This is a genomic window from Streptomyces sp. NPDC049597 (genome assembly GCF_040675505.1).
In the GTDB taxonomy this organism is placed as follows: Bacteria; Actinomycetota; Actinomycetes; order Streptomycetales; family Streptomycetaceae; genus Streptomyces.
Genome location: NZ_JBFAOY010000010.1, coordinates 1 through 24,206 on the forward strand (window position 1 = coordinate 1; position 24,206 = coordinate 24,206).

24 protein-coding genes are annotated in these 24,206 nt (G+C 73.0%); 8 read left to right on the plus strand and 16 right to left on the minus strand.

Going from position 1 to position 24,206, the window contains the following annotated elements; translation table 11 throughout:
- The first annotated feature begins 100 nt into the window (after positions 1 to 100).
- Positions 101 to 751 (plus strand): DUF4360 domain-containing protein, encoded by a 651-nt coding sequence (locus tag AB0K02_RS13825; protein WP_365992606.1) that lies wholly within the window; start codon positions 101 to 103, stop codon positions 749 to 751.
- An 80-nt stretch (positions 752 to 831) separates the two neighbouring features.
- Here AB0K02_RS13825 and AB0K02_RS13830 read toward each other — a convergent pair whose 3' ends face one another.
- From AB0K02_RS13830 to AB0K02_RS13840, 3 genes are read right to left on the minus strand one after another with little or no spacing between them, the layout of a single operon-like run.
- A complete protein-coding gene (locus tag AB0K02_RS13830) occupies positions 832 to 1,638 on the minus strand; it encodes an amino acid ABC transporter ATP-binding protein (RefSeq protein ID WP_365992607.1) in 807 nt (268 codons plus the stop codon).
- A gap of 43 nt (positions 1,639 to 1,681) precedes the next feature.
- Positions 1,682 to 2,512, minus strand: coding sequence for an amino acid ABC transporter permease (locus AB0K02_RS13835; RefSeq protein WP_365992608.1), 831 nt, complete (start codon positions 2,510 to 2,512; stop codon positions 1,682 to 1,684).
- Entirely contained in the window at positions 2,479 to 3,246 is a 768-nt protein-coding gene (locus tag AB0K02_RS13840; RefSeq protein ID WP_365992783.1) for an ABC transporter substrate-binding protein, read from the minus strand. Before AB0K02_RS13840 ends, AB0K02_RS13835 begins: the two co-directional genes overlap by 34 nt.
- Before the next feature lie 299 nt (positions 3,247 to 3,545).
- Between AB0K02_RS13840 and AB0K02_RS13845 the strand changes: the two genes are divergently transcribed.
- From AB0K02_RS13845 to rox, 3 genes are all read left to right on the plus strand, one after another.
- Positions 3,546 to 3,983, plus strand: coding sequence for a hypothetical protein (locus AB0K02_RS13845; protein ID WP_365992609.1), 438 nt, complete (start codon positions 3,546 to 3,548; stop codon positions 3,981 to 3,983).
- Between the two features lie 147 nt (positions 3,984 to 4,130).
- A complete protein-coding gene (gene secD, locus AB0K02_RS13850; protein ID WP_365992610.1) occupies positions 4,131 to 6,455 on the plus strand; it encodes a protein translocase subunit SecD in 2,325 nt (774 codons plus the stop codon).
- A 446-nt stretch (positions 6,456 to 6,901) separates the two neighbouring features.
- Positions 6,902 to 8,329 (plus strand): rifampin monooxygenase, encoded by a 1,428-nt coding sequence (gene rox / locus AB0K02_RS13855; RefSeq protein ID WP_365992611.1) that lies wholly within the window; start codon positions 6,902 to 6,904, stop codon positions 8,327 to 8,329.
- 112 nt (positions 8,330 to 8,441) lie between these two features.
- Here the strand turns inward: rox and AB0K02_RS13860 are convergent, their stop codons facing one another.
- The 6 genes from AB0K02_RS13860 to AB0K02_RS13885 form a co-directional block, all read right to left on the minus strand.
- Entirely contained in the window at positions 8,442 to 9,356 is a 915-nt protein-coding gene (locus AB0K02_RS13860) for a LysR family transcriptional regulator (protein WP_365992612.1), read from the minus strand.
- A gap of 36 nt (positions 9,357 to 9,392) precedes the next feature.
- The gene (locus AB0K02_RS13865; protein WP_365992613.1) at positions 9,393 to 10,586 is read right to left on the minus strand and encodes a glycine C-acetyltransferase; all 1,194 of its coding nucleotides are present in this window, start codon (positions 10,584 to 10,586) and stop codon (positions 9,393 to 9,395) included.
- A 42-nt stretch (positions 10,587 to 10,628) separates the two neighbouring features.
- The gene (gene tdh / locus AB0K02_RS13870) at positions 10,629 to 11,657 is read right to left on the minus strand and encodes an L-threonine 3-dehydrogenase (protein WP_365992614.1); all 1,029 of its coding nucleotides are present in this window, start codon (positions 11,655 to 11,657) and stop codon (positions 10,629 to 10,631) included.
- A gap of 114 nt (positions 11,658 to 11,771) precedes the next feature.
- Positions 11,772 to 12,980, minus strand: coding sequence for a DUF6397 family protein (locus AB0K02_RS13875; protein WP_365992615.1), 1,209 nt, complete (start codon positions 12,978 to 12,980; stop codon positions 11,772 to 11,774).
- 98 nt (positions 12,981 to 13,078) lie between these two features.
- Positions 13,079 to 13,480: a roadblock/LC7 domain-containing protein gene (locus AB0K02_RS13880; protein WP_365992616.1), complete on the minus strand. Its 402-nt coding sequence runs from the start codon at positions 13,478 to 13,480 to the stop codon at positions 13,079 to 13,081.
- Between the two features lie 134 nt (positions 13,481 to 13,614).
- A complete protein-coding gene (locus AB0K02_RS13885) occupies positions 13,615 to 14,220 on the minus strand; it encodes an ATP/GTP-binding protein (RefSeq protein WP_365992617.1) in 606 nt (201 codons plus the stop codon).
- Between the two features lie 190 nt (positions 14,221 to 14,410).
- Here AB0K02_RS13885 and AB0K02_RS13890 point away from each other — a divergent pair, with 190 nt between their 5' ends.
- Complete coding sequence (locus tag AB0K02_RS13890; protein ID WP_365992618.1) at positions 14,411 to 15,001, plus strand: GNAT family N-acetyltransferase; 591 nt, start codon at positions 14,411 to 14,413, stop codon at positions 14,999 to 15,001.
- A 34-nt stretch (positions 15,002 to 15,035) separates the two neighbouring features.
- On the opposite strand, the gene AB0K02_RS13895 is transcribed toward AB0K02_RS13890, so the two are convergent.
- The 4 genes from AB0K02_RS13895 to AB0K02_RS13910 are packed head-to-tail and all read right to left on the minus strand — an operon-like array spanning position 15,036 to position 19,523.
- Positions 15,036 to 15,437 (minus strand): DUF742 domain-containing protein, encoded by a 402-nt coding sequence (locus AB0K02_RS13895; protein ID WP_365992619.1) that lies wholly within the window; start codon positions 15,435 to 15,437, stop codon positions 15,036 to 15,038.
- Positions 15,434 to 15,856 carry a roadblock/LC7 domain-containing protein gene (locus AB0K02_RS13900; protein WP_365992620.1) on the minus strand — a complete coding sequence of 141 codons (423 nt, stop codon included), beginning with the start codon at positions 15,854 to 15,856 and terminating at the stop codon, positions 15,434 to 15,436. The genes AB0K02_RS13895 and AB0K02_RS13900 overlap by 4 nt, the downstream gene beginning before the upstream one ends.
- Entirely contained in the window at positions 15,853 to 18,597 is a 2,745-nt protein-coding gene (locus AB0K02_RS13905) for a nitrate- and nitrite sensing domain-containing protein (protein ID WP_365992621.1), read from the minus strand. The genes AB0K02_RS13900 and AB0K02_RS13905 overlap by 4 nt, the downstream gene beginning before the upstream one ends.
- Before the next feature lie 47 nt (positions 18,598 to 18,644).
- Entirely contained in the window at positions 18,645 to 19,523 is an 879-nt protein-coding gene (locus AB0K02_RS13910) for an MHYT domain-containing protein (RefSeq protein WP_365992622.1), read from the minus strand.
- 159 nt (positions 19,524 to 19,682) lie between these two features.
- Between AB0K02_RS13910 and AB0K02_RS13915 the strand changes: the two genes are divergently transcribed.
- From AB0K02_RS13915 to AB0K02_RS13925, 3 genes are all read left to right on the plus strand, one after another.
- Positions 19,683 to 20,288, plus strand: coding sequence for a class I SAM-dependent methyltransferase (locus tag AB0K02_RS13915; protein ID WP_365992623.1), 606 nt, complete (start codon positions 19,683 to 19,685; stop codon positions 20,286 to 20,288).
- A gap of 125 nt (positions 20,289 to 20,413) precedes the next feature.
- Positions 20,414 to 20,734, plus strand: coding sequence for a hypothetical protein (locus tag AB0K02_RS13920; protein WP_365992624.1), 321 nt, complete (start codon positions 20,414 to 20,416; stop codon positions 20,732 to 20,734).
- Positions 20,735 to 20,808: 74 nt separating this feature from the next.
- The gene (locus AB0K02_RS13925; protein WP_365992625.1) at positions 20,809 to 21,648 is read left to right on the plus strand and encodes a hypothetical protein; all 840 of its coding nucleotides are present in this window, start codon (positions 20,809 to 20,811) and stop codon (positions 21,646 to 21,648) included.
- Positions 21,649 to 21,760: 112 nt separating this feature from the next.
- Here the strand turns inward: AB0K02_RS13925 and AB0K02_RS13930 are convergent, their stop codons facing one another.
- From AB0K02_RS13930 to AB0K02_RS13940, 3 genes are all read right to left on the minus strand, one after another.
- The gene (locus tag AB0K02_RS13930) at positions 21,761 to 22,303 is read right to left on the minus strand and encodes an MOSC domain-containing protein (protein ID WP_365992626.1); all 543 of its coding nucleotides are present in this window, start codon (positions 22,301 to 22,303) and stop codon (positions 21,761 to 21,763) included.
- 145 nt (positions 22,304 to 22,448) lie between these two features.
- Entirely contained in the window at positions 22,449 to 22,631 is a 183-nt protein-coding gene (locus tag AB0K02_RS13935) for a hypothetical protein (protein ID WP_365992627.1), read from the minus strand.
- A 91-nt stretch (positions 22,632 to 22,722) separates the two neighbouring features.
- A complete protein-coding gene (locus tag AB0K02_RS13940) occupies positions 22,723 to 23,829 on the minus strand; it encodes an acyl-CoA desaturase (protein ID WP_365992628.1) in 1,107 nt (368 codons plus the stop codon).
- Between the last annotated feature and the right edge of the window lie 377 nt (positions 23,830 to 24,206).

Below are 24,206 nucleotides of genomic sequence, written 5' to 3' on the forward strand. Positions count from 1 at the left end.
ACGCCGGGCCGCCCCCCCGGGCGGGCCGCACCCCCCACCTCGCGCCGGGCTCCTCAGGCATGCCCGGCACCTGGCACCGAAAGCAATGGATGGGAGAACCATGAACGCCGGTCTACTGGTGAGCGGAGCGGTCGCCGCTCTGTTCGCCTCGGCACTGCCCGCGCAGCACAGCCCGTCGGGGATCACCGACCCGCCACCCGACAAGATCGTCATCGACGTCGCGACCGTCAACGGCTCGGGATGCCCCCTGGGCACCGCCGCCGTCGCCGTCTCGGAGGACAACACCGCCTTCACCGTGACGTACAGCGACTACCTCGCCCAGGTGGGCGGCGGCTCCTCGCCCACCGCGTCGCGCAAGAACTGTCAGCTCAACCTCGTCGTCCACGTCCCCCAGGGCTTCACCTACGCCGTCGCCAGCGCCGACTACCGCGGCTACGCCTCGCTGCAGGCCGGCGCGAGCGGTACGGAGAAGGCCTCGTACTACTTCCAGGGATCGCCGAACACCGCCTCGCGGACGCACACGTTCCGGGGCCCGTACGAGGACAACTGGCAGGCCACCGACCAGACCGACTGGGCCCAGCTGGTGTGGGCGCCCTGCGGGGTGCAGCGGAACTTCAACATCAACACCGAGCTGCGCGTCAGCGCGGGCGCGTCGGCCCCCGCGGCGACGAGCTACATGACCATGGACTCGACGGACGGTGACATCAGCACGATCTACCACCTGGCGTGGAAGGAGTGCCCCGGACGCTGACCGGGGGAACGGACCACCGTGAAGGCCCCGGCCGGGCAATCCCCCTCCCGGCCGGGGCCGTCCGGTCCATCGGACCGGCGTCAGTGTTCCTTGTCCGGACCGTCCGCCGTTCCCTCGGCGCCGGGCTGCTCGGCCGCCGCCGGATCCAGCAGCCGCATCAGGAAGTCGCGCGTCCGCTCGTGCCGGGGGTTGCCCACGACCTGCTCCGCCGGGCCCTGCTCGACGATCACTCCGCCGTCCATGAAGACCACCCGGTCGGCGACCTCCCGGGCGAAGCTCATCTCGTGCGTGACGACCATCATGGTCATCCCCTCGGCTGCCAGCCGGCGCATGACCGCGAGGACGTCGCCGACCAGTTCCGGGTCGAGCGCCGAGGTCGGCTCGTCGAAGAGCATGACCTCGGGGTCCATGGCCAGCGCGCGGGCGATCGCCACCCGCTGCTGCTGACCGCCGGACAGCTGCGCGGGAAACGCGTCGGCCTTGTCCGCGAGACCGACCCGCTCCAGGTTGCGCCGGGCCACCTCGGCTGCCTTCGCCTTGTCCCGGCGCAGCACCCGCCGCTGGGGCAGAGTCAGGTTCTCCGTCACGTTCACGTGCGGGAAGAGGTTGAACTGCTGGAAGACCATCCCGATCCGGCGGCGTACCGCGTCGATGTCGACGTCGAGGTCGGTGACCTCGGTGCCGCCGACGAAGACCTGGCCCTTCGAGGGCTCCTCCAGCAGGTTCACACAGCGCAGCAGCGTCGACTTCCCGGACCCCGAGGGGCCGATGACGCAGACCACCTCGCCCGCCGCGATGTCGAGGTCGATGCCGCGCAGGACCTCGTTGTCGCCGAAGGACTTGTGGAGCCCGCGGATCTCGATCTCGGGGCGGCCCGTGTCGCTCATGCTCCCGCTCCCCGCCTGTGTCGGCTTCTTGGGCATCCGTTCCTCACTTCGCCCTGTCGGCGCGGGCTTCGAGGCGGCGCACCACGAAGCTCAGCGGCACGGTCACCAGCAGATAGCACAGGCCGGCGACCAGGATCGGTGTGGAGTTGGCCGTCTGGCTCGCCAGGTCCCGGCCGAACTTGGTCAGTTCCCGTTCGTTCAGCGTGACGCCGAGGAACAGCACGAGCGACGAGTCCTTGAAGAGCAGCACCAGTTCGTTGGTCAGCGGCGGGATCACGATGCGGAACGCCTGCGGGATGATCACCGAGACCATGGCCCTGGCGTGCGAGAAGCCCAGCGAACGGGCCGCCTCCATCTGCCCCTTGGGCACCGCCTGGATGCCCGCCCTGATGGTCTCCGCCATGTACGCGGCGGCGACCAGGCCGAGGCCGAGGGCGACCTTCCCGTACGTACCGCCCGGGATCTCCGTGCCGGGGAAGGCGAGCGGGACCGCGACACCGACGAAGATGAAGATCAGCAGCGCGGGCAGTCCGCGGAAGATCTCGATGTAGACGCCCGCCACCCACCGGTAGGGGGCGACGGACGACAGCCTCATCAGCGCGATGACCAGGCCGAGGACCAGGCCGAAGGCGAATCCGGAGACGGTGTAGACCACCGTGTTGCGCAGCGCGGTGGTGATGATGTCCGGGAACAGTTCCTCGGCGAGGTCCTGCTGCGCGAACTGGTTCTGCAGGCGGTCCCAGTCGGCCAGCAGGCCGATGACGACCAGGACCCCCACGAACACCGCGTACTGAATGCCCTGCGAGACCCGGCGCCGCTGGCGCCGGGTGAGACGTGAGGTCACGAGCCGTCCTTGGGCAGCGGACCGATCCACTGCTCGTAGAGCTTGTCGTACGTGCCGTCGGCGCGGGCGTCCTTGATCGCCTTGTCGATCGCGGCACGCAGCTTGTCGTTGCCCTTCTTCACCGAGAAGCCGTACTGCTCACCGGTCTCGATGTTCTCCCCGAGGACGAACTGGGCGGCGTTCGCCTTGTCCTTCAGCCAGCCCTGGACGACCGGGTAGTCGATGACGACGGCGTCGACCTGACCGGTGCGCAGGCCGTTGAGGACGGCGTCGGAGCTCTCGAAGGCGACGGGGTCGAAGCCCTCGCTCTTGGCGTAGCTCTCGCCGGTGGTCTCGGCCTGCGCGCCCAGCTTCTTCTTCTGCGACTTGATGTCGGCGAGCGTCTTCACGCCGCTCTTCTTCGTCGCGAGCAGCGCCTGGGTCGCGTCGAAGTAGGGGACGGAGAAGTCCACGTTCTTCTTGCGCTCGTCGGTGATCGTCATACCGGCAGCGGCGAGGTCGCACTCGCCGGAGTTGAGGAAGGCACCGGTCTTGAAGTTCTCGAACGGGGTGTCGAGGATCTTCTGCTCCACCTTCAGGTTCTTGGCCACGAGGTCGATCAGGGCGACGTCGAAGCCGACGATCTTCCCGTCCTGCTCGAACTGGAAGGGCGGGTAGGGCAGGTGCGTGCAGGTGGTCAGCTTGCCCTTCTCGACCACGGGGACGCCCCCCGCCGCCTCACCGGGTCCGTCGTCGGAGGAGCCACAGCCGACGGCGAGGAACATCCCGGCCGCCACGGCACCTGCGGTGGCGCGGAAGCGGAAGCTGCTTCGGTGGGTGCGGTGGCCGCGGGCCGTCCCGAACACGGTGACCTCCAGTGGTGTGGGCTGGCGACCGCCGGAGCACGGCCGCCCGCCGAGATCGTAAGCCAACCGGGCCGTGCCGTGTCGCAGCGGTCCATGACGCGTTCCCTGCCCGGCCGGCGAGCGGTCACAGGTGCCGGTCCCCGTGGCCCCTCCCTGTCGCCTACGCTGAGCCGCGGCAGGGCCGGACGGCAAACGGAACGAGCGGCGAGGGGGCGGGGATGCGCGAGCGCACGCACCGGGCCCTCGCGGCGGCCCTGCCGTCCGTGCTCCTCGGCGTCCTGTCGCTGCTCCTGTCGCTCGCCGGTACGGCTCCGGGCCCGCAGGGCGCGTCGCCCGGCCCCACCGCCCGCGCGATCCCCGCGGCAGCGCAGCAGGTCCCCGCGGTCACCCGGGCGGGAGCGGGCGGCGGCGAGACCGTACGGGCGGTGCCGCCGGCGGCGCCCGGGCCCGAGAAGGCGGTGCAGCACGACGCGGCCGCCGAGCACTCGGTGCGACTGTCCGGCGCTCCTCCGCTGCTGACGGGTCCCGTGACCGCCGTGCAGCCCCTCCCCCTGCGCGGGGGCCTGACGGCCGGACCGCGTCAGGAGCGCGCTCCGCCGCGCGACGCCTACGACCCGCGGCACACCCGCGGACCTCCCTCCACCCGGCACAGCTGACGTTCCCGCGCCCGCTGTTCCGGGGCGCCGCGGCCTGCCCGCGCCACCCCGGACACGAGGCGCTCTTCCCTGTGTCCCCGTCCGCCGGCGCGGGGGTGCGCCACCGAGCGGCGCGCCCCGGTCCCGCGGACCGTTCGTGGAGCCTTCATGTCATCTCGCCGTACCACGTTGTGGCGTGCGCTGATCGCGCTCGCCGTCGTCGCCGTATCCCTCGGCGTCGCTCTCACCACCCCGGCCCGCCTCGGCCTCGATCTGCGCGGCGGCACCCGGATCGTCCTGGAGACCCGGGACTCCCCCACCGTCCGTGCCGACGCGGCGGCGACCGACCGCGCGCTGCAGGTGCTGCGCCGCCGCGTCGACGGTCTCGGCGTCGCCGAACCGTCCCTCGCCCGCTCCGGGGAGCGGCGCATCGTCGTCGAACTGCCCGGGGTGCGCGACCCCCGCAAGGCGGCCGATGTCATCGGCCGCACCGCCCAGTTGACCTTCCACGCCGTCACCGGGGCGGCGCCCGGACCGGCGAGCCGCCCCGCAGCGGACGGGTCGCGCGTCCTCGCCGACCCTGACACGCCCGGCGGCCATCTGCGGCTCGGCCCCGCTGCGCTGACCGGTGACGGCGTCGAGGACGCCGAGGCAGTGCTCGACACCCAGACGGGTCGGGGCTGGAGCGTCGATCTGTCGTTCCGCGGCGACGCGGGTGAGACGTGGGCACGTCTGACGGGCGATGCCGCCTGTGCGGGGCCGGCGGATCCGGCCCGGCGGGTGGCGATCGTGCTGGACGACCGGATCGTGTCCGCCCCGGGCATGCAGAGCAGCGTGCCGTGCGGGACGGGCATCACCGGCGGCTCCGCACAGATCAGCGGCGGCTTCGGCGCCGCCGAGGCACGCGACCTGGCCGCGCTCGTCAAAGGCGGTGCCCTGCCCGTCCCCGTGACGACGGTCGAGCAGAGCACCGTGGGACCGACGCTCGGCGCCGAGGCGATCCGGGCGAGCGCGCTCGCCGCCGTGATCGGACTGGTCTGCACCGGGCTGTTCATCGTCGTCGTGTACCGCCTTCTGGGCCTCATCGCCACCGTCGCGCTCGCGCTGTACGGGCTCGTCTCGTACGCCGCCGTCGTGGCACTGGGCGCGACCCTCACGCTGCCGGGCCTGGCCGGGTTCGTCCTCGCGATCGGCATCGCCGTGGACGCCAACGTGCTCGTCTTCGAAAGGGCCAGGGAGGAGTACACGCGGCCCGGGGGGCGGCGGACCAAGGGCCCCCGCGATCTGCGCCCGCCCCTGCGGACCGGATTCACCAAGGCGTGGAGCGCGGTTGCCGACTCGAACGTGACGACGCTGCTCGCCGCCGGTCTTCTCTTCGTGTTCGCCACCGGCCCGGTCAAGGGCTTCGGCGTCACCCTCGCGATCGGTGTCCTGGCCTCCATGGTCTCCGCCATGCTGATCACCCGGCTGCTCGCCGAATGGGCCGTGCGCACGCCCTTCGTGCGCCGGCGGCCGGCGCTCACCGGGATGGCGACCACCGGGCGGTTGCGGGCGCGACTCGCACGGCGCACGCCCCGGCTGATGCGGCACCGGCGGCGCTGGCTCGGCCTGTGCGCGGGTGCGCTGCTGCTCGCCGTCGGCGGGATCGGGGTGCGCGGGCTGGAGTTCGGCGTCGAGTTCACCGGCGGGCGCAGTGTGCAGTACGCGGCCGAGCGGCCGGTGGACGCGGACGCCGCGCGCGCGGCCGTGGTCGAGGCGGGCTTCCCGCAGGCGGTGGTGCAGAAGACCGGCGAGCACAGTGTGTCCGTGCGCACCAAGGAGACCGGTGACCGGCAGCAGGAGCGGATCCGCGAGGCGCTGGAGGGGCCGGCCGGGCGCGTCACGGTGGAACGGGACGATCTGGTCGGCCCCAGTCTCGGCAGCGAGTTGCGCACGCACGCGCTGATCGCCCTGGGCGTCGCGGTGGCGGCCCAACTGGTGTACCTGAGCGTGCGGTTCCGGTGGACCTTCGCGACGGCTGCGGTCGTCGCGATGGTGCAGGACGTGCTCCTGGTGGTGGGGCTCTTCGCCTGGCTGGGCAGGCCGGTCGACAGCGTCTTCCTGGCGGCGCTGCTCACCGTGGTCGGCTACTCGGTCAACGACACGGTCGTGGTGCTCGACCGGCTGCGCGAACTGCGCCGTACCGGCACGTCACTCCCGTGGGCGGACCTCGCGGACCGGGCGGTGGCGCAGACCCTGCCACGCACGGTGAACACGGGCATGGGGGCGCTGTTCGTGCTCGTCGCGCTCGCCGTCCTCGGCGGCGACTCGCTGACCGACTTCTCCGTTGCGCTGCTGGCCGGCGTGGTGGTGGGAATGGCGTCCACGGTGTTCACGGCCATGCCGGTCACCGTGATCCTCCAGTCCCGCCGCCCGGAGCGGTCCCGCCCGGCCGGGCGGGCGCGCGGCGGGCGCCCGGCTCGCGCCGGCGACCGCAGCGGCGCGGTCGTCTGACGACCGGTGATCCATCGGCCGCGGCCCAGCTCACGGGCCGCGGCCGATCGGGGCCGGAGCCGACGGGGACGAGGGGGACGACGTGGAGAGGGGGCGGCAGTTCCGCGCGCCGTCCCTCCATGGGTCCGTCCATGGCGTCGTCCATGGCGTCGTCCATGGCGTCGTCCATGGCGGACGGCAAAAGACAAAGGCAAGGAGGTGTGTTTCCCGCTCCTTGCCACTTTCAACCTATAGCGCACGGGGGGCCTTGCGGCAAGACCCGGGTCGTGCCGCAGAATCTCCGATCGAAGCCAGAACCTTCGGAAATACGGAATTCACGAAGTACCTGCGCTTTTGTCGATGTATGGGTCGGGTGCGGGGACGGGGCGCCCCTGTGCGGGCGCTCGCTCCACCGGTCTGCACGGAGCAGCCGGCCGAAACGCAAGGTGTCGAATTGGGGGGCATGAATGATTGACGTGATCATTGCCGGCGGCGGACCGACCGGCTTGATGCTGGCCGGAGAGTTGCGGCTGCACGGCGTGCATGTGCTCGTACTGGAGAAGGAAGCGGCGCCGACCGGGCTTTCCCGCGCGCTCGGCCTGCACGTGCGCAGTGTGGAGGTGATGGACCAGCGCGGCCTGCTGGAGCGGTTCCTCCCGCTCGGCCGGAAGTTCGCGACCGGTGGTTTCTTCGCGGCCCTCGGCACGTCGTGGCCTGACCGGCTGGACACCGCGCATTCGTACGTCCTCGGCATCCCGCAGAGCATCACCGAGCGCCTGCTGACCGAACACGCCACCGAGCTCGGCACCGAGATCCGGCGCGGCTGCGAGCTGGTCGGGCTGAACCAGGACGATGACGGGGTGACCGCCGAGCTGGCCGACGGCACGCGGCTGCGCTCGCGCTACCTCGTCGGTTGCGACGGCGGCCGCAGTACCGTGCGCAAGCTGCTCGGCGTCGGCTTCCCCGGTGAGCCCTCCAGGGTCGAGACGCTGCTGGGCGAGATGGAGGTGGCCGCGCCGCAGGAGGACATGGCGGCCGTGGTGGCCGAAGTCCGCAAGACCCATCTCCGGTTCGGCACCATGTCCCTCGGGGACGGGACGTACCGCGTCATCGTGCCCGCCGAGGGGGTGGCCGAGGACCGCACGGTCTCGCCGACCCTCGAGGAGTTCAAGCAGCGGTTGCGGGAGTTCGCCGGCACCGACTTCGGCGTGCACTCACCGCGGTGGCTGTCCCGCTTCGGCGACGCCACCCGGCTCGCCGAGCGGTACCGCGTCGGCCGGGTGCTGCTGGCCGGCGACGCTGCCCACATCCACCCGCCGACCGGCGGGCAGGGGCTCAACCTCGGAATCCAGGACGCCTTCAACCTCGGCTGGAAACTGGCCGCCGAGGTGGGCGGCTGGGCGCCTGAGGGACTGCTGGACAGCTACCACACCGAACGGCACCCGGTGGCCGCCGCCGTGCTGGACAACACCCGCGCACAGATGGAGCTGCTGTCCCCCGAGCCGGGCCCACGGGCCGTGCGCCGGCTGGTCGAGGAGCTGATGGACTTCGAGGAGGTGAACCGGTACCTGATCGAGAAGATCACCGCGATCGCGGTCCGCTACGACTTCGGCGAGGGCCACGAACTGCTCGGCCGGCGGCTGCGGGACGTGACGCTGAAGCGGGGTCGCCTCTACGAGCTCATGCGCGGCGGCCGCGGGCTGCTGCTCGACCAGACCGGCGGGCTGTCGGTGGCGGGCTGGTCGGACCGGGTGGACCACGTGGTCGACGTCAGCGAGGAACTGGACGTTCCAGCGGTGCTGCTGCGGCCGGACGGTCATGTGGCGTGGGTCGGTGAAGACCAGCAGGATCTGCTCGGCCGGCTGCCCACGTGGTTCGGCGCTGCCGTCGGCTGAGGGCGGTTACGGCTCGACGGGGCGGGACCTGTCACCGGCGGGGTGCGGCGCCGTATCCCGCCGGCCCGGGGCCCTCGCGCGGCGGGGCGGCCGCGGGTGAACTCCCGGGACGTCAGCCGGTGGACAGGCCCTCGGCCGTGAGCGCGAGGGCGTCGAGGACCGGGCGGATCAGCGGATGGCTCTCCGCGCCGCGGCGCACCGCGGCGAACACACGGCGTGTGGCGGCCGGTCCCGACACGGGCCGGACCACGGTGTCGCTCAGCTCCATCCCGCGCAGTGCCGAGCGCGGCACGAGGGCGACTCCGGCTCCCGCGCCGGCGAGGGCGACGACGGCACGGAAGTCGTCCGACAGGTGTACGAGCCGGGGCTGGAAGCCGGCCAGTTCGCAGGCGAGCAGCACCATGTCGTGGCACGGGTTGCCGGGATAGGGGCCGATCCAGTCGCTGTCGCCGAATTCCGCCAGCTCGACCTCGTCGCCGCCCGCCAGCGGATGGTCGGCGCGCAGCACGGCGTCGAACGGCTCGGCGTACAGCGGGACCCTGGCCAGCCGCCGGTCGTCCGCGCCGGGAGCGCCCCGGTACTCGACGGCGACCGCGAGATCCGCCTCGCCGTCGAGGACCAGCGGCAGACTCTCGTCGCCCTCGGCGTCCCGTACGCGCACCCGGATGCCGGGGTGGTCGGCCACGAGGCGCCCTATGGCCGGTGCCACCACCTCCGCGATGCCGGTGGCGAACGCGGCGACGGTCACCTCGCCCGCCGCCCCGCCCGCGTACGCGGCGAGCTCCGCCTCGGCACGCTCCAGCTGGGCGAGGACGGTGTGGGTGTGGGCGAGGAGGATCTCGCCCGCGGCCGTGAGGGTCACGCCCCTGCCGCTGCGGATCAGCAGGGTGTGGCCCGTCTCCTGCTCCAGCGCGTTGAGCTGCTGGGAGACGGCGGAGGGGGTGAGGTACAGCGCGGAGGCCGCGGCGGTCACCGTACGGTGGTCCGCCACGGCCCGCAGGATGCGCAGCCGTCGGGGGTCGATCACCTGGCCATTTTGCCAGCCCGGGCGCCCCCTCCGGTGTCAGCCCTTCAGCGCCCGGCGGGCGTCGGTGAACGCGGCGACGGCACGCTCGACGTCCTGGGTGGAGTGCGCGGCGGACAGCTGGACACGGATGCGTGCCTGGCCCATCGGCACCACGGGGTACGAGAAGCCGATCACGTACACGCCGCGCTCCAGCAGCAGCTCGGCCATGCGGCCCGCCTCCGCGGCGTCGCCGATCATGACCGGCGCGATGGCGTGGTCGCCGGGCAGGATCTCGAAACCGGCCTCGGTCATCTTGGTGCGGAACAGCTTGGTGTTGGCCGCCAGCTTCTCGCGCAGGTCGCCGGCCGACTCCAGCAGGTCGAGGACCTTCAGGGAGGCGGCGGCGATCACCGGGGCGAGGGAGTTGGAGAACAGGTAGGGCCGGGAGCGCTGGCGCAGCAGCTCGACGATCTCGGCGCGGGCGGCGACGTAGCCGCCGGACGCGCCGCCGAGCGCCTTGCCGAGCGTGCCGGTGACGATGTCGACGCGGTCCATCACGCCGTGCAGTTCGGGGGTGCCGCGGCCGCCGGGGCCCACGAAGCCGACGGCGTGCGAGTCGTCGACCATGACCATGGCGTCGTAGCGGTCGGCGAGGTCGCAGATCTCGGCGAGCGGCGCGACGTAGCCGTCCATGGAGAAGACGCCGTCAGTGACGATGAGGCGACGGCGGGCGTCCTGCGTCTCCTTGAGCTGCTTTTCGAGGTCGGCCAGGTCGCGGTTGGCGTACCGGTGGCGGCGGGCCTTGGACAGCCGGATGCCGTCGATGATGGAGGCGTGGTTGAGGGCGTCGGAGATCACGGCGTCCTCGGGGCCGAGCAGGGTCTCGAAGACTCCGCCGTTGGCGTCGAAGCAGGAGGAGTAGAGGATCGTGTCCTCCTGGCCGAGGAACGCCGACAGACGCTGCTCGAGCTCCTTGTGGATCTCCTGGGTGCCGCAGATGAAGCGGACCGAGGCCATGCCGTATCCCCAGCGGTCGAGCGCGTCCTTCGCGGCGGCGACGACCTCGGGGTGGTCGGCGAGACCGAGGTAGTTGTTGGCGCAGAAGTTGAGCACGTCGCCGGGGGCGCCGCCGGCCGTGACGGCGACGGACGCGCTCTGCGGGGTGCCGATGACCCGCTCGGGCTTGTAGAGACCGGCGTCGCGGATCTCGTCGAGGGTGGCGCGGAGGTCGTCGCGGACGGACGCGTACATGAGGGTTCTCCTTGAAGCGGTTACTCGGTGCGAGACCGGGACTCAGACGGTCCAGTCGAGGATGATCTTGCCGCTGCGGGCGGTCGCGGCCTCGTCGAAGGCCGCGTCGAAGTCCTGGTAGCCGTAACTGCCGGTGATCACGGGGGTCAGGTCGAGGCCGCCCTCAAGAAGCACCGTCATGGCGTACCAGGTCTCGAACATCTCGCGGCCGTAGATGCCCTTGATCGTGATCATCGAGGTGACGATCTTCGACCAGTCGACCGCGAACTCCTGCGCGGGCAGCCCCAGCATCGCGATCCGGCCGCCGTGCGTCATGTTGTCGACCATGTCCCGCATGGCCTCGGGCCGGCCGGACATCTCCAGGCCGATGTCGAAGCCCTCCTTGAGGCCCAGCTGCCGCTGGGCGGCGGCGATGCCGGTCTGGGAGACGTTCACCGCGAGGGTGGCGCCGACCTTCCGGGCGAGCTCCAGGCGGGACTCGCTGACATCGGTGATCACCACGTTGCGCGCGCCCGCGTGCTTGGCGACGGCGGCGGCCATGATGCCGATCGGGCCCGCGCCCGTGATCAGTACGTCCTCGCCGACGAGCGGGAAGGACAGAGCCGTGTGCACGGCGTTGCCGAACGGGTCGAAGATGGCGGCGACGTCCAGGTCCACCGCTGTGCGGTGCACCCACACGTTGGACGCGGGGAGCGCGACGTACTCGGCGAAGGCGCCGTCGCGGCCCACGCCGAGACCGATGGTGCTCCGGCACAGATGGCGCCGGCCCGCCAGGCAGTTGCGGCACTTGCCGCACACCAGGTGGCCCTCACCGCTGACCACGTCGCCGACGGCGATGTCCGTCACGTCGGCGCCGACCGCCGCGACCTCGCCCACGAACTCGTGGCCGAGGATGCGCGGCGTGGTGACGGCCTGCTGCGCCCAGCCGTCCCAGGACCTGATGTGCAGGTCCGTGCCGCAGATGCCGGTGCGCAGCACCTTGATGAGCACGTCGCCGGGGCCGGTCTCCGGCTCCGGCACGTCCATGAGCCACAGCCCGGGCTCGGCGTGCTGCTTGACAAGTGCCTTCATCAGGGCGGCTCCAGGCATGGGGACGGGGACTGGCCGGATACCGAAAATACGGCCCCGCTCAGTGGACGCGCTCCAATCTGCCCAGCTCGGAGCGTCGCGTCCATCGAGGTTTTCTTAAGCGGGCCCACAGTCCAGCTTCATGCGCCTGCCGTCGTCCCCGGCGAGCCGCGTGCGGTGCCCGGGAGCCGCCCGTCCCCCGCCGGGCGAGCCCCGCTCACGTCTGGGGCTGCCGATTGCGGCGGCGAAGGCGGTCGAGGAGGGTGCGGGGGTGCGTCGCGGCAGTGGCAGTGGCAGTGGCAGTGGCGAGGGTCGGCGGGTCTTGCGGCCGGGGGCCGCGTGCCGCGCCCGGCGCCCGGCTGGGCGCGGCAGGCCCACAGGCGCAACGGCGCCGCTGGGCCCGTCCGGTGACTCGGCCGTCGGGCCTGCGGCCGGCCCGGGCCTCGGAGCGGGGCCGGCCCGACGTGCCTCGCGCACTGCGTCGGCCAGGCTCACCCGGTGCCACAGGATCTCGTCGGGGTGGTCCGCGCGCAGCAGGCGGTCCACCAGGTCCCGGCCTGCCGGGGACTGGGGTCTGCCGCCGGGCAGCAGGTCGGGCCGGAGCACCCGCAGGTGGGACCGCTCGTAGGGGTCGGGGACCACCTCGGCGAGGGACACCGGGTCGAGCATCGCGGCGACGGCGGCCGCCCGCACCCAGGGGTCCGCGGTGGACCGCAGCAGGAGTCCCAGCTTCCGGCCGCGCCAGTTCCGCGGGCGGCGGTCCTCGCCCGCCTCGAGCGCCGCTCGCACAGCGGGTGGCATCCGCCCGGTGAGCAGCTCGGCGTGGTCGTGGGCGAAGTCGCGCAGCTCGCAGGCGAGATACAGCCAGACGACGGCGTGGTAGCGGTTGAGACACAAGCGCACCGGGACGAAGTGGCCCGTGCGGGCGAGGCCGGTGAAGCGGTGACGGCTGATCGCGAGGAGCTCGGCGGCCTCGCTGGTGCCGACCGTCCTGACGCGCTCCCGCAGCGTGTCCGGGAAGCCCTCGGCCGCCCGGAGCCGGTCGATCTCGGATCGGGCGATCCTGGGCGGCCCCCCGCTAGCATCCGCTGTCGAGCGCACCTTGCCCAGCTGGACGGCGAGGGCCAACTCACCGCTTTTCAGGCCCATTTCCTCTGCCGCCCGGCTCAGCGCCAGGCCGTGCGCCGCCGCCTGGGCCGTGCCGTGCGCCGCCGCCTGGGCCGTGCCGTGTGCCGCCGTGCCGTGAACCGCCGGAAGCCGAACTCCGCAGCGTGGCCCGTGCGTCGCGTCCCCTGGCGCGTACGACGGCGCGTGCTGTGTGGTCATGATGGTCTCCCCCGTAGAGCGTGCATACTCCCGGTGATGACCGTAGCCCGCCGCCGCGACCTCCCGCAGGGCCTGTGGATAAACCTTGTCCGCGCAGGTCAGACGGGGTTGCCCGGCTGACGCGCCTCGACACCGAGGTGCTCGCCGACCCGGTTGACCATCAGCGTCATCTCGTAGGCGACCTGGCCCACGTCGGCCTCGGCGTCACTGAGCACGCACAGGCAACTGCCATCGCCCGCCGCTGTCACGAACAGCAGTGCCTCGTCGAACTCGACCATGGTCTGCCGCGGCTGGCCGGCCCGGAAATGACGCCCGGAACCGCGGGCGAGGGAGTGCAGGCCGGAGGAGACCGCCGCCAGGTGCTCCGCGTCCTCACGGGCGAGGCCCGTGCTCGCGCCGGTGACGAGGCCGTCGTTGGAGAGCACGAGTGCGTGCCTTATGTGGTCGATCCGCTCCGTCAGGTCGTCCAGCAGCCAGTCGAGTCCCTTGTCCAACGCCATGGCCGGCCCCTCCCCGCTCGTACGCCCCGTGGTCTCGTTCGTGCGTAAGCCTTTCGCACGTGTGCGCCCACGGCAAGGCTGCGCCCGCTGCGAGGTGCCTCGCCGGCGACCGCCGCGTGATGCCGCACGGGCGGTCATCCGATCGAGTCCAGCATGCGTGCGGTGTGCACGCGGCCCGCGTACTCGACGACCCGGACCAGGACCTCCTTGCCGGAGTCGCGGTCTCGCGCGTCGCACAGGACGACCGGCGTGCCCCGGTCGAGATCGAGCGCGCGGGAGACCTCGTGGGCTCCGAACGACCGCGCCCCGGGGAAGCAGTTCACGGCGACGACGAAGGGGATGCGGCGGTGCTCGAAGTAGTCGACGGCCGGGAAGCAGTCGGTGAGCCTGCGGGTGTCGGCGAGGACGACCGCGCCGAGCGCGCCCTGGGACAGTTCGTCCCACAGGAACCAGAAGCGGTCCTGGCCCGGGGTGCCGAACAGGTAGAGGGAGAGCCCCGACCGGATCGTGATGCGGCCGAAGTCCATGGCGACGGTCGTGGTCGTCTTGCGGGCGACGCCCTCGGTGTCGTCGACGCTGCTCCCGGCCTCGCTGAGCTGTTCCTCCGTGCGCAGCGGCCGGATCTCGCTGACCGCTCCGACCAGCGTGGTCTTGCCGACGCCGAAGCCGCCCGCGACGAGGATCTTCAGCGCGAGGTCGGCGGATTCCCCGGCGTTGGTGTCAGTGGTGGTGGCGGACATCGGTCGTTCTCCCGGGACGGACGGGCAGGGATGGAGTGAGGTGGCACGAGGACGGGCGGGCGGCGCGATCCCGGCCGGGAACGGAAGTGGCCGACGAGTCGGGCGGGACGGCCGGCGCGGGCGCACCGGGTGGGCGCGGGATGCGCGTATTCCGCTGGCGGCCGCGGCGGCGGCCGACGATGATCCCGGCATGCGCGCCTTTCTGGAGACCTGCCGTCTGACGCTGCGGCCCTTCCGCGAGTCCGACGCGGACGACGTGCTCGCCGTCGACAACGACCCCGAGGTCATGCGCTACATCAACGGCGGTGCGCCCACGACCCGCGAGGAGGTGCTGCGCGAGAGGATGCCGGCTCTCCTGCGGCACTACGCCTGCCTGGACGGCCCGGAGGGCGTGGAGGGCCGTGGGTACTGGGCGGCGCAGGACCGGGCCTCGGGTGCCTTCCTCGGCTGGTTCGAGTTCCGCCCGCTGCGCGCCGACAGCTGCGACGAGGTCGAGCTCGGCTACCGCCTCGGCCGGCGGGCCTGGGGCGGTGGGCTGGCGACCGAGGGCTCGCGGGCACTGATCCGCCTCGGCTTCACCGAGCTCGGGGTGCTGCGGGTGACCGCCAACACGATGACGGTCAACGAGCGCTCGCGGCGCGTGATGGAGAAGGCGGGGCTCCGCTACGTGCGGACCTTCTTCGATCAGTGGCCGGACGCCATCGAGGGCTCGGAGCTCGGAGACGTCGAGTACGCGGTCACCAGGGCGCAGTGGCTGGACGGGCGGGGCGGCTCCGGCTGAGCGGCCGTGCCCGTTCGCGTACCGGCCGCCGCCGTCACAGGGCACGCAGGCCCTCGATGACCTCACGCAGGATCCTTTCGTCGGGCAGCTGTGCCGGCGGCACGGGGCGGCTGACCCTCACGTGCCCGGCCTCCAGGAGGTCGCCGAGGAGCACGCGCACGACACCGACGGGCAGGTCGGCTTCGGCCGCGAGCTCCGCGACGGACTGCTTCTCGCACCGGCACAGCGCCAGCAGCGTGCGGTGCTCGGGGCCGAGGAGCGATTCCTCTTCCGAGCCGGTCGCGGCGTCGTCCACGACGACCAGGGCGATGAGGTCGAAGCGGACATGGTTCGGCCCGGGTCTGGTCCTCCCGCCGGTCATGGCGTACGGGCGCACGAGCGGTCCCGCCTCCGCGTCGTACCACCGGCTGCCGGTGGGCTCGGCGTCGCCGCTCATGGGGCGCTGACGCGCGCCGGTGTGCGCAGGTGTTCGCCGACACGGTTGACGAGGCGGGCCATCTCGTAGGCGATCAGTCCGATGTCCGCGCTGACGGCGGTGAGCAGGGCGAGACAGGATCCGTCCCCGGCGGCCGCCACGAACAGGAAGCCGTCGTCCATCTCGACCATCGTCTGCCGAACCCCGCCGGCGTGGAAGTGGCGTCCCGCGCCCTTGGCGAGGCTGTGGAACCCCGAGGCGACGGCGGCCAGATGCTCCGCGTCCTCGCGGCACAGTCCCTCGGACGCGCCGACGGGCAGCCCGTCGTTGGACAGCACCAGCGCGTGCCGGACCTCGGCCACGCGCAGGACGAGATCGTCCAACAGCCAGTCGAGGTCGCCGAATCGGTGAGGGGCCACGGCTGACTCGTGCTCGGTCATGCTCGGTCTCCTTCGCTGCCGGGATGGGCCTGACGGCCGGGGTGGAGGTCTCGGGCCGGGAGGATCTCGGCGTCCCGGGCCCGCACGAACGCGCGGTCCCGCTCCCGCAGGTGCTCGGGGCCCGAGGGCCGGGGCGGTTCGGTGGCCTCCGGGCGCGGAGACCCGGGCGCCGCGCCGCCGCCCCTCGCCCAGCCGTTGCGGTAGGCGTTCATCCGGTCGCGCACGACGTCGGGACTGCGGTCGGCAGCGCCGTCGGCGGGCGGGCCGCCGGCACGCGGCGGATCCGCCTGCGGCGCCTGACGCAGCTGGGGCGCCAGGTGCGACTGGCGTACGCGGCGCGGAAGTTCGCCCTCGGTGGACGGCGTCGCGACGTCACGCGGACGCAGCGGACGGACGGCGGCCGGCGGCGCGGCCGAGGGCCGGCCGGGGGCCCCGGCCCGTGCCCCGGGCCCGGCCGGGACGTCCGCCGTGGACCGTACGGGGTGCGGTACGGGCCCCGGCTGTTCGGTGAAGCGGCCGGCCGACTGCTCGCCCGCCCTCGGACCGTCGGCGGGGAGCCCGGGCGTCCGCCGCTCACCGGGCGGGGCGCCGGCCGACTGCTCGCGTGCGGTCGCCTGTTCCCGGCCCCCCGCGCGCGAGCCCGCACCCGGTGTCCGGCCCTCCGCGCCCGCGGGCAGGGCCCCCTGAAGCAGCGCGGTCGGCAGCAGCACCACCGCGGTGCTGCCGCCGTAGGGCGAGGTGCGCAGCTGCGCCTTGATGCCGTGACGGGAGGCGAGGCGGCTGACGACGAACAGGCCGAGGCGGTCGCTGTCGAAGAGGTCCAGCGCCTCGGACTCCTTCAGTCTCCGGTTGGCCTCGGCCAGGGCTTGTGCCCCCATGCCCAGCCCCCGGTCCTCGATCTCCAGCACGTAACCGTTGCCGACGGGTTCGCCGGTGATGCGCACCTTGGTGTGCGGAGGGGAGAACTGGGCCGCGTTCTCCACGAGTTCGGCGAGCAGGTGGGTGATGTCGGCGACGGCCGCGCCGAGGACGGCCGTCTCGGGCAGTTGCCGGACCTCCACGCGCGCGTAGTCCTCGATCTCGGAGACGGCCGCGCGCACGACGCTGGTCAGCGAAACGGGCCTGCTCCACGCGCGGCCGGGTGCGGCGCCGGACAGGATGATCAGACTCTCGGCATGGCGGCGCATCCGGGTGGTGAGGTGGTCGAGGCGGAAGAGGTCGCCGAGTTCGCCGGGGTCGTCGGCGCGGCGCTCCATGGCGTCGAGCAGGGCCAGCTGGCGGTGGACGAGGGTCTGGCTGCGGCGGGCGAGGTTGACGAAGACCCCCGAGATGCCGCCGGCGAGTTCGGCTCGTTCGACGGCGGCGCCGAGCGCCGCCCGGTGCACGGTCGCGAGGGCCTCCCCGACCTGTCCGATCTCGTCGTCGCTCGCGGCGCCGGGCGGAACCTCGGCCCGGATGTCGATCTGCGCGCCGGTGCGCAGCCGGCTCATGGCCTGCGGCAGTTTGCGGCGGGCGATCTCCAGTGCGGTGTTGCGCAGGGAGACCAGTTCAACGACGAGCGCTCGGCCGATGCGCACGGAGATGGCGAGGGACGCGGCGACGGCGGCGAGGCCGAGGAGCACGGCCGCCCCCGCCGGTGTCAGCAGCCCGGCCGCGACGGGGTCGGCGTCGCTCGTGGCGCTGCGGCGGGCGTCGGTCGCGATGCCGCGCAGCCCGTCGCCGACGGCGGTGCGCGCGTTCGCCCAGGCGTCCACGGACACGGCCGTGGCCGCCGCACGGCCGGGACGTGCCGCGGCCACCCGCTGCTCCGCGTCGGCCAGTTGCCGGTAGGCCGGCCGGCCGGAGAGCGCGTGCCAGGCCGCGCGCGCGGGGCCCCGCAGGTCGGCGGCCGCACCGTCCGTGAGTGCCGTGCGGGCCGCCGCCGCCCCGATGAACAGGCGCAGCCGCTGTGCGTCGAAGCCGCCGGTGAGCCGGGCCGAGGTCACGAGAACGTCCTCGCGGGCGAGCATCTCGCCGGCCCGGTCGAGTTCGAGCAGGACGCGGGCGTCGGACGCGCGTCCGCTGTCCTGGACGCCGGCGAGAGCACCGCCGACGGCGAGGCCCGCGGTGACGACGTCGTTGTAGGTCTCGTACACGGTGTTCCAGGCGTTGCTGCCCTCGGCGGCCCTGCGCGCCGGTCCCAGCTTCTCCGCGAGTGTGACGAACGTGTCGAGGCGGGCGGCCACTTCGCCCGGCGTCTCGCCGCCCACGGCGACCGTGTTCCCGTCGTCGAGGCGCAGCCGGCGCGCGGTGTTGTCGGTGTGCCGGGACGCCGACCGGAGTGCGGCGTCGCGGTCGGCGGAGGGGGCGGCGACACGGTGGAGTGCGGCGCGGCGCTCGGCCTGCACGGCGGCGACGAGGGCGGCGACCGGTTCACCGATCTGCTCGTGCATGTGCTGCGACTGGCGCAGGCGCGCCACGTCCTGAGCGGTCGTCACGGTCGCGAAGCCCCAGAGGGCCAGGAGGGACAGCACGGGCACCATCAGCAACGAGATGACCTTCGCCCGTACGGTACGGGGCCGCGGCAGGAGGCGTCTTCGGCCTGCGGGACGGGCGGGAGGCCGCGGCGGCCCGGACCGTTGCCCGGTGTGTTCGACCGCGGGCGCCCCGGCGTGTGCGCGCCGTCGGCGGGCCGTCGGCCCGATGGGCGGCGGGGTCGGGGGCCGGGTCTCGTCGCCCGGGCTCCTGCGGGGTGTGCGCATGTCCTCCTCGTTCCGGATGCGGGACCGGCGGCTGTGCCGTCGGCCGGTCAGGCGGTCGCCGTGGTGCTCGGGGCGGCGGGGGGTGCGGTGTCGGGTTCGGCGGCCGCGGAAGGTGCGGTGCTGTGCGGTGCGGTCCCCGTGGCCGGGATCCGCCGGCCTTCGTCGGATTCCTCGTACCGGCCGGCCGCGGCGTAGGCGGCGCGTTCGCCCGCGGTCGGGGTGAGCGCCACGAAGGCCGAGGTGACGAAGAGGTAGGAACCGAGCCCCACGGCGAGCGGGAAGATGAACTGCATCGCTCCGGAGCCGGGCAGCCGTCCGGCGGCGGGCGTCACCTCCACGGAGACGGCGAGCATTCCGGTGTAGTGCATGCTGCTGACGGCGGCGCCCATGACGAGCGAGGCGACCGCCACGGCGAGGGGCGACTTGATGTTGAGGGCCGCCCACAGGGCCGCCGTGGCGGCGACCACGGCGATGGCGACGGACAGGGCGACCAGCAGCGGGTCGTAGCGCACGCTCCCGTGCAGCCGCAGGGCGGCCATCCCCAGGTAGTGCATGCTCGCCACGCCGAGACCGGTGGACAGGCCGCCGACGAGCAGGGCCCGTAGCCGGTCGCGGCCGTAGCCGACGCAGAAGACGCCGGCGCCGACGACGAGCACGGCGACCAGCAGGCTGAGCACGGTCAGCGGCACGTCGTAGCGGATGTCGGTGCCGCGGACGGCGAAGCCGAGCATGGCGACGAAGTGCATCGTCCAGATACCGGTGCCGATGGCGGACGCGGCGGTGATCAGCCAGTTCCGGCGGGAACGGCCGGTCGTGCCGAGGGCACGCACGGTACAGCGCAGCCCGAGGGCGGCACCGATGACGGCCATCAGGTACGACAGCGCGGGGGTCAGCACGCCGAAGGCGGCGTGGTCCAGGTGTCCCATGGCCCAGGGACGCTAGCCCTTCGGGGGACGTGCGCCGGGCGCACTTCGCAAGCTGATGGAATATGACGGACAGATGTTCCTGAACGATCGTGCACCGTCCGAACATGTGCGCAGAACGGCCGGGTGACGTGTCGCCCCTTGGTGGCAGATCATGGACGCATGGCCGACGACCACACAAAGGTTCAGGAGTTCTTCGGCGCGCGTGCCGCGGGCTGGGACAGCCGTTTCCCCGACGACGGACCCGCGTACGCCACCGCCGTCGCGGACCTCGGCCTGCGCCCCGGCGACCGGGTGCTCGACGCCGGCTGCGGCACCGGACGCGCGCTGGAACCGCTGCGCGCCGCCGTCGGCCCGCGCGGCAGCGTCATCGGCATCGATCTGACGCCCGAGATGCTGCACGAGGCGGACCGGGCGGGACGCGGGCGCAGCGGACTGCTGGTGCTCGCCGACGTGGCGCGCCTTCCGCTGCGCTCCGGATCACTGGACGCCGTGTTCGGAGCGGGGCTGATCTCCCACCTGCCGGAGCCGGCGGAGAACCTGCGCGAGCTCGGCCGGGTCGTGAGGCCGGGTGGCGCGCTCGCCCTCTTCCACCCCATCGGACGCGCCGCGCTCGCCGCCCGCCACGGCCGCGCCGTCACCGACGACGACCTGCGGGCGGAGCCCAACCTCCGTCCGATTCTCGCCGGTTCGGGCTGGCGGCTGACCTCGTACACGGACCGGGACGACCGCTTCCTGGCTCTGGCGGTGCGTGAGGCCGCGACCTGAGGGCACCGGGAGCGGCTCGGCGGCACCACCCCGTTCGGACACACGCTCCATCCCGTTCGAACCGCGTGCGAGAGTGGAACACTTGAGGAGTCGGCGGCATCCGCCGCTCCCTCTCCCAGGGGAAGGTGGTCCGAGTGTTCGCCCGGTTCCGCAAGTGGTTCCTCGCCCGTTCCGCGCGCCCGGCCCCGCCGTCCGGCCACGCGCGCCCTCCTCAGCACAACGTCTTCGAGGCCGCCGCGACCTATGTGGCGGCGAGCGTCGAGGACGACTGGGACCGGATCGACGAGGCGGCGGGCTGGGTCGCGCCCGACGCGCTCGTCTTCGGCATCAACGAGCTCGCCTGCCGCGCGGTCATCGCCCTCGCCCGTGAGCGGAACGAACCCGTGGAAGCCGTCGCACGAGGCCTGCTCGGGCTGCCCGGAGCGGAACCGTCCCGGCCGATTTAGTTCCGCCGGCCCTCGACGCACGGGTTACCCACTGGTTAAGGTGCGCCGACGAACGATCGGACGGGGAGGTTGCCGTGGCCGGGGCGGAAGAGGCCGTCGACGACGACGCGCTGTATGTGCTGACCGCGGTACTGCTCACACCCGCGCAGTTCCCCAGCGTGCTCGGCGACGACTATCCCGCTGCCTGCGAGGCCCTCGGCCTCGAACCGTACGCCGAGGGGTACGGGCTGGTCCTCGGGCAGGACGCGGACGGCGCCCGCTGGACGGTGGTGGTCGACGACGTGTCCCTCGTCGCCGTGGCCATCGCCTCCTGGGACTGCGGCATGGAGTACGACCTGTCGCCCGACGAGCGTTCGATGGTGGCCGCGCTGCCGGGCTGGCCCCTGGCCGTGGCCGTGGCCGCGCCCAACCTGCCCGCGCCGCACGACCCCGCCCCCGAGGAGGGCGACCGGCCGCCGCTGACGCCGCCGGACACGCGGCGCTGGGGTCCCGCCCAGCGCAGGCTGGGCGCGGACGAGATCGCCTTGCAGTGGGCACAGTGGCGCGAGCGGACCGGCCTCGACGGACCGGACGCCGCCGATTCCGCCGGGCCGCCAGGGCCGTCCGCCGCCGTGGAGGCGGGCGCCGGGACGGCCTCGGGCGGGCTGAGCGAGGGCGTACGCCGTGCGCTCGGCGAGGCCCGCGCCTACACCGAGTCGGTTCCGCCGCCCGGACGGGTCCGGTCGTCGTTCGCTCCCGGCGGGGCGCGGACGATCCGCGCCGACGGTCCCGGCTGGTCGATGGTCGCGAGGACCGACGACATCGCGTTCGTCCTGCTCGACGAGGAGCCCGGCGAAGTGATCCCGGTGGGACGCGGCCGCGAACTGCCGGGGCTGCTCGCGGGGTTGGAGAAGGTCGCCGTCCACCCCGCGTGACCGCCGGCCACCGCCCGGCCTGCGAGGCGCGCGGTGGATCCGGGACCGGGCCAAGCCCGGCCCCGTGCCGGTCGCGGCGGCCTCAGACCCGTTCGAGCGGACCGCGGCGGCCTCAGACCCGTTCGAGCGGACGGTGCGGGCCCTCGGGGAGCTCGACGTCGATCGGGTCGCCCGGCCGCACCACGCCGCCGGTCCTGACCACGCCCATGATCCCGGCCTTGCGCACGACGGCCCCCGACCCGTCGCGGCCGACGACCTGCTTGAGCAGGCCGTCCTGGAAGGCGTCGATCTGCAGACAGGGATTGCGCAGGCCGGTCACCTCGACGACCGCTTCCGGGCCGAGTCGGAGCAGTGTGCCGACCGGGAGCGACAGCAGGTCGATCCCCGTGGTGGTCACGTTCTCCCCGAGATCGCCGGGGGACACATCGAAGCCGGACCGGGCCACCTCGGTGAACAGCTCCTCGTGGATGAGGTGCACCTGACGGAGGTTGGGCTGGGTCGGGTCCTGCGCGACGCGCGACCGGTGCTTGACGGTGACGCCCGCGTGGACGTCGCCCTCCACCCCGAGCCCCGCGAGCAGCGTGATGCTGTCGCGGTTCGGCTTGGTGAACGAGTACTCCCCGTTGCTGCTGACCGCTGCGACTGCCGCACCCATCGTCGAGCTCCCCTCCGTTGTCGCTGATCCCGCGTGTCAAACGATCATCAACGACCCTACCTCTCCGGGCAGCATGACGATCCGCACACGGAAGCGGGCCGCACGGATGCGGCCCGCCCCGCCCCTCGGGGTCCTCGTCCGCCGGTCAGCGGCCGATCTCGCGCCGGGACACACGGCGCAGCCTGCGGCGCTGGCTCGGGTCGAGCATCAGATACGCCACGGCCGGCACGCCGAGCACCACCAGCAGCGACAGCCAGAAACCGAGCAGCGGAATCAGGAGCAGGCCGACGGCCGCTCCCCCGAGCACGATCTTCGTACGTGTCGACATCTCCGTCGCCTCCTCCGCGGCCCTGGCCGCTCCTGTGGGAACAACGTCCGCGCCCGGCCTCCGGTTCCCCGGGCGCTCGGCGCGCGGTGCGTCACGCGTCGGCGCGCAGCGGTTCGCCCACGTCGTGCAGATGCCCGAGGGCCTGTCGGTACGAGTCGATCCGCCCGGTCTCCGCGTACGGGACCGTCAGGGCGCGGCAGTGGGCACGGACCAGCGGCCGCGCGAGGGCGAGGTGGGGCCGCGGCATGCTCGGGAAGAGATGGTGCTCGATCTGGTAGTTGAGACCCCCGAGGAGCCAGTCGGTGACGGGTCCGCCCCGGATGTTGCGCGAGGTGAGGACCTGGCGGCGCAGGTGGCCCCAGTCCTTGCCGTGCTCCGCGTCGGGCATCTCCATGCCCTTGTGGTTCGGAGCGAACGCCATGCCCAGGTGGAGCCCGAGGACCATCTGGTGCAGCAGGCCGAAGACGAGGGCCCGGCCGAGCGGCATGGTGGTCAGCAGGAGGGTCGCGTACGCGGCGGCATGGGCGAGGAGCAGCGCCGCTTCGACGGCCCGTTCACGCGGGCTCTGGCGGACCGAGGGCGTACGGGAGAGGACCGCCCGGAATCCGTACACCTTGAGCGCGATGCCTTCGAGGGTGGTGAGGGGGAAGAACAGCCACGCCTGGTGCCGGGTGAGCCATCCGCGCACGCCCTCGCGGCCCGCGACGTGCGCGGTGGTGAAGACCAGGACGTCGGGTGCGACGTCGGGGTCCTTGTCCACGTGGTTGGGATGGGCGTGGTGCCGGTTGTGCTTGTCGTTCCACCATTCCTGGCTCATGCCGAGCAGCAGATTGGCGTGGAGGAGCTGGATGAGCCGGCTCCTGCGGCGGTTGCCGGTGATCTGCGCATGCCCGGCGTCGTGGCCGAAGAAGGCGGCGCGGGCGCAGAACAGGGCGAGGAGCGGAGCGAGCAGCAGCACCCACCAGGAACCGCCGGTCAGCGCCATGCCGGTGATCACCGCCGACAGGGCCAGCAGGTTCACGGTGATGCCGCGGGCGTACCAGCCCGGCCGGCGCTCCAGGAGTCCCTGCTCCTTGACGGTCCGCAGCAACGGGGCGAACTCGCTCCCCGCAGCGGCGGGGCCGGTGGCCGCGGCGGCTTCGCCGGGGGTGGGTGGCGCGGCGGCGGGTGCAGTGAGCGTGGCGGTGGCCTGGGGCATGGGGTCTCCGGTCTGTGGCTGGCGGACTGATGGCAGGGGCGGGCGCTGAGGGCTGAAGGCCGGTGGCGAGAGCGGGAAACCGAGGCGGTCGACCGCTGGTGGCGCACAGGCGTCGGGCTGTCGTGCCGGTCGCACGCACCCCGCGACGTGCACCCAACGTAGGGACCGCGGTACCGGGCGAGCCATGACGGCACCACCCGGACCGTTCGGGGGCGTGCCCGCCCCCGGAGGTGGTGCCGACCGCACCCCCTGTCGCGGCACCTGCCTGCCCGTGACCGGCGCCACACCCTGATCACGCCCGTCGGCGGCTCCCGGTGGGGTACCCTCAACGACTTCGGGTCCCGAGTAGTCAAATTTGAGGAATGCGTCTTCCTGTG

Bases quoted from the DNA above. Each gene is read 5' to 3' on its own strand.
- AB0K02_RS13935 (WP_365992627.1), bottom strand. From the start codon at position 22,631: ATGTCGACACGTACGAAGATCGTGCTCGGGGGAGCGGCCGTCGGCCTG.
- AB0K02_RS13900 (WP_365992620.1), bottom strand. From the start codon at position 15,856: ATGACCGAGCACGAGTCAGCCGTGGCCCCTCACCGATTCGGCGACCTC.
- secD (WP_365992610.1), top strand. From the start codon at position 4,131: ATGTCATCTCGCCGTACCACGTTGTGGCGTGCGCTGATCGCGCTCGCC.
- AB0K02_RS13940 (WP_365992628.1), bottom strand. From the start codon at position 23,829: ATGCCCCAGGCCACCGCCACGCTCACTGCACCCGCCGCCGCGCCACCC.
- AB0K02_RS13885 (WP_365992617.1), bottom strand. From the start codon at position 14,220: ATGTCCGCCACCACCACTGACACCAACGCCGGGGAATCCGCCGACCTC.
- AB0K02_RS13930 (WP_365992626.1), bottom strand. From the start codon at position 22,303: ATGGGTGCGGCAGTCGCAGCGGTCAGCAGCAACGGGGAGTACTCGTTC.
- AB0K02_RS13890 (WP_365992618.1), top strand. From the start codon at position 14,411: ATGCGCGCCTTTCTGGAGACCTGCCGTCTGACGCTGCGGCCCTTCCGC.
- rox (WP_365992611.1), top strand. From the start codon at position 6,902: ATGATTGACGTGATCATTGCCGGCGGCGGACCGACCGGCTTGATGCTG.
- AB0K02_RS13830 (WP_365992607.1), bottom strand. From the start codon at position 1,638: ATGAGCGACACGGGCCGCCCCGAGATCGAGATCCGCGGGCTCCACAAG.
- AB0K02_RS13875 (WP_365992615.1), bottom strand. From the start codon at position 12,980: ATGACCACACAGCACGCGCCGTCGTACGCGCCAGGGGACGCGACGCAC.
- AB0K02_RS13905 (WP_365992621.1), bottom strand. From the start codon at position 18,597: ATGCGCACACCCCGCAGGAGCCCGGGCGACGAGACCCGGCCCCCGACC.
- AB0K02_RS13880 (WP_365992616.1), bottom strand. From the start codon at position 13,480: ATGGCGTTGGACAAGGGACTCGACTGGCTGCTGGACGACCTGACGGAG.
- AB0K02_RS13865 (WP_365992613.1), bottom strand. From the start codon at position 10,586: ATGTACGCGTCCGTCCGCGACGACCTCCGCGCCACCCTCGACGAGATC.
- AB0K02_RS13915 (WP_365992623.1), top strand. From the start codon at position 19,683: ATGGCCGACGACCACACAAAGGTTCAGGAGTTCTTCGGCGCGCGTGCC.
- AB0K02_RS13910 (WP_365992622.1), bottom strand. From the start codon at position 19,523: ATGGGACACCTGGACCACGCCGCCTTCGGCGTGCTGACCCCCGCGCTG.
- AB0K02_RS13895 (WP_365992619.1), bottom strand. From the start codon at position 15,437: ATGAGCGGCGACGCCGAGCCCACCGGCAGCCGGTGGTACGACGCGGAG.
- tdh (WP_365992614.1), bottom strand. From the start codon at position 11,657: ATGAAGGCACTTGTCAAGCAGCACGCCGAGCCCGGGCTGTGGCTCATG.
- AB0K02_RS13845 (WP_365992609.1), top strand. From the start codon at position 3,546: ATGCGCGAGCGCACGCACCGGGCCCTCGCGGCGGCCCTGCCGTCCGTG.
- AB0K02_RS13840 (WP_365992783.1), bottom strand. From the start codon at position 3,246: ATGTTCCTCGCCGTCGGCTGTGGCTCCTCCGACGACGGACCCGGTGAG.
- AB0K02_RS13825 (WP_365992606.1), top strand. From the start codon at position 101: ATGAACGCCGGTCTACTGGTGAGCGGAGCGGTCGCCGCTCTGTTCGCC.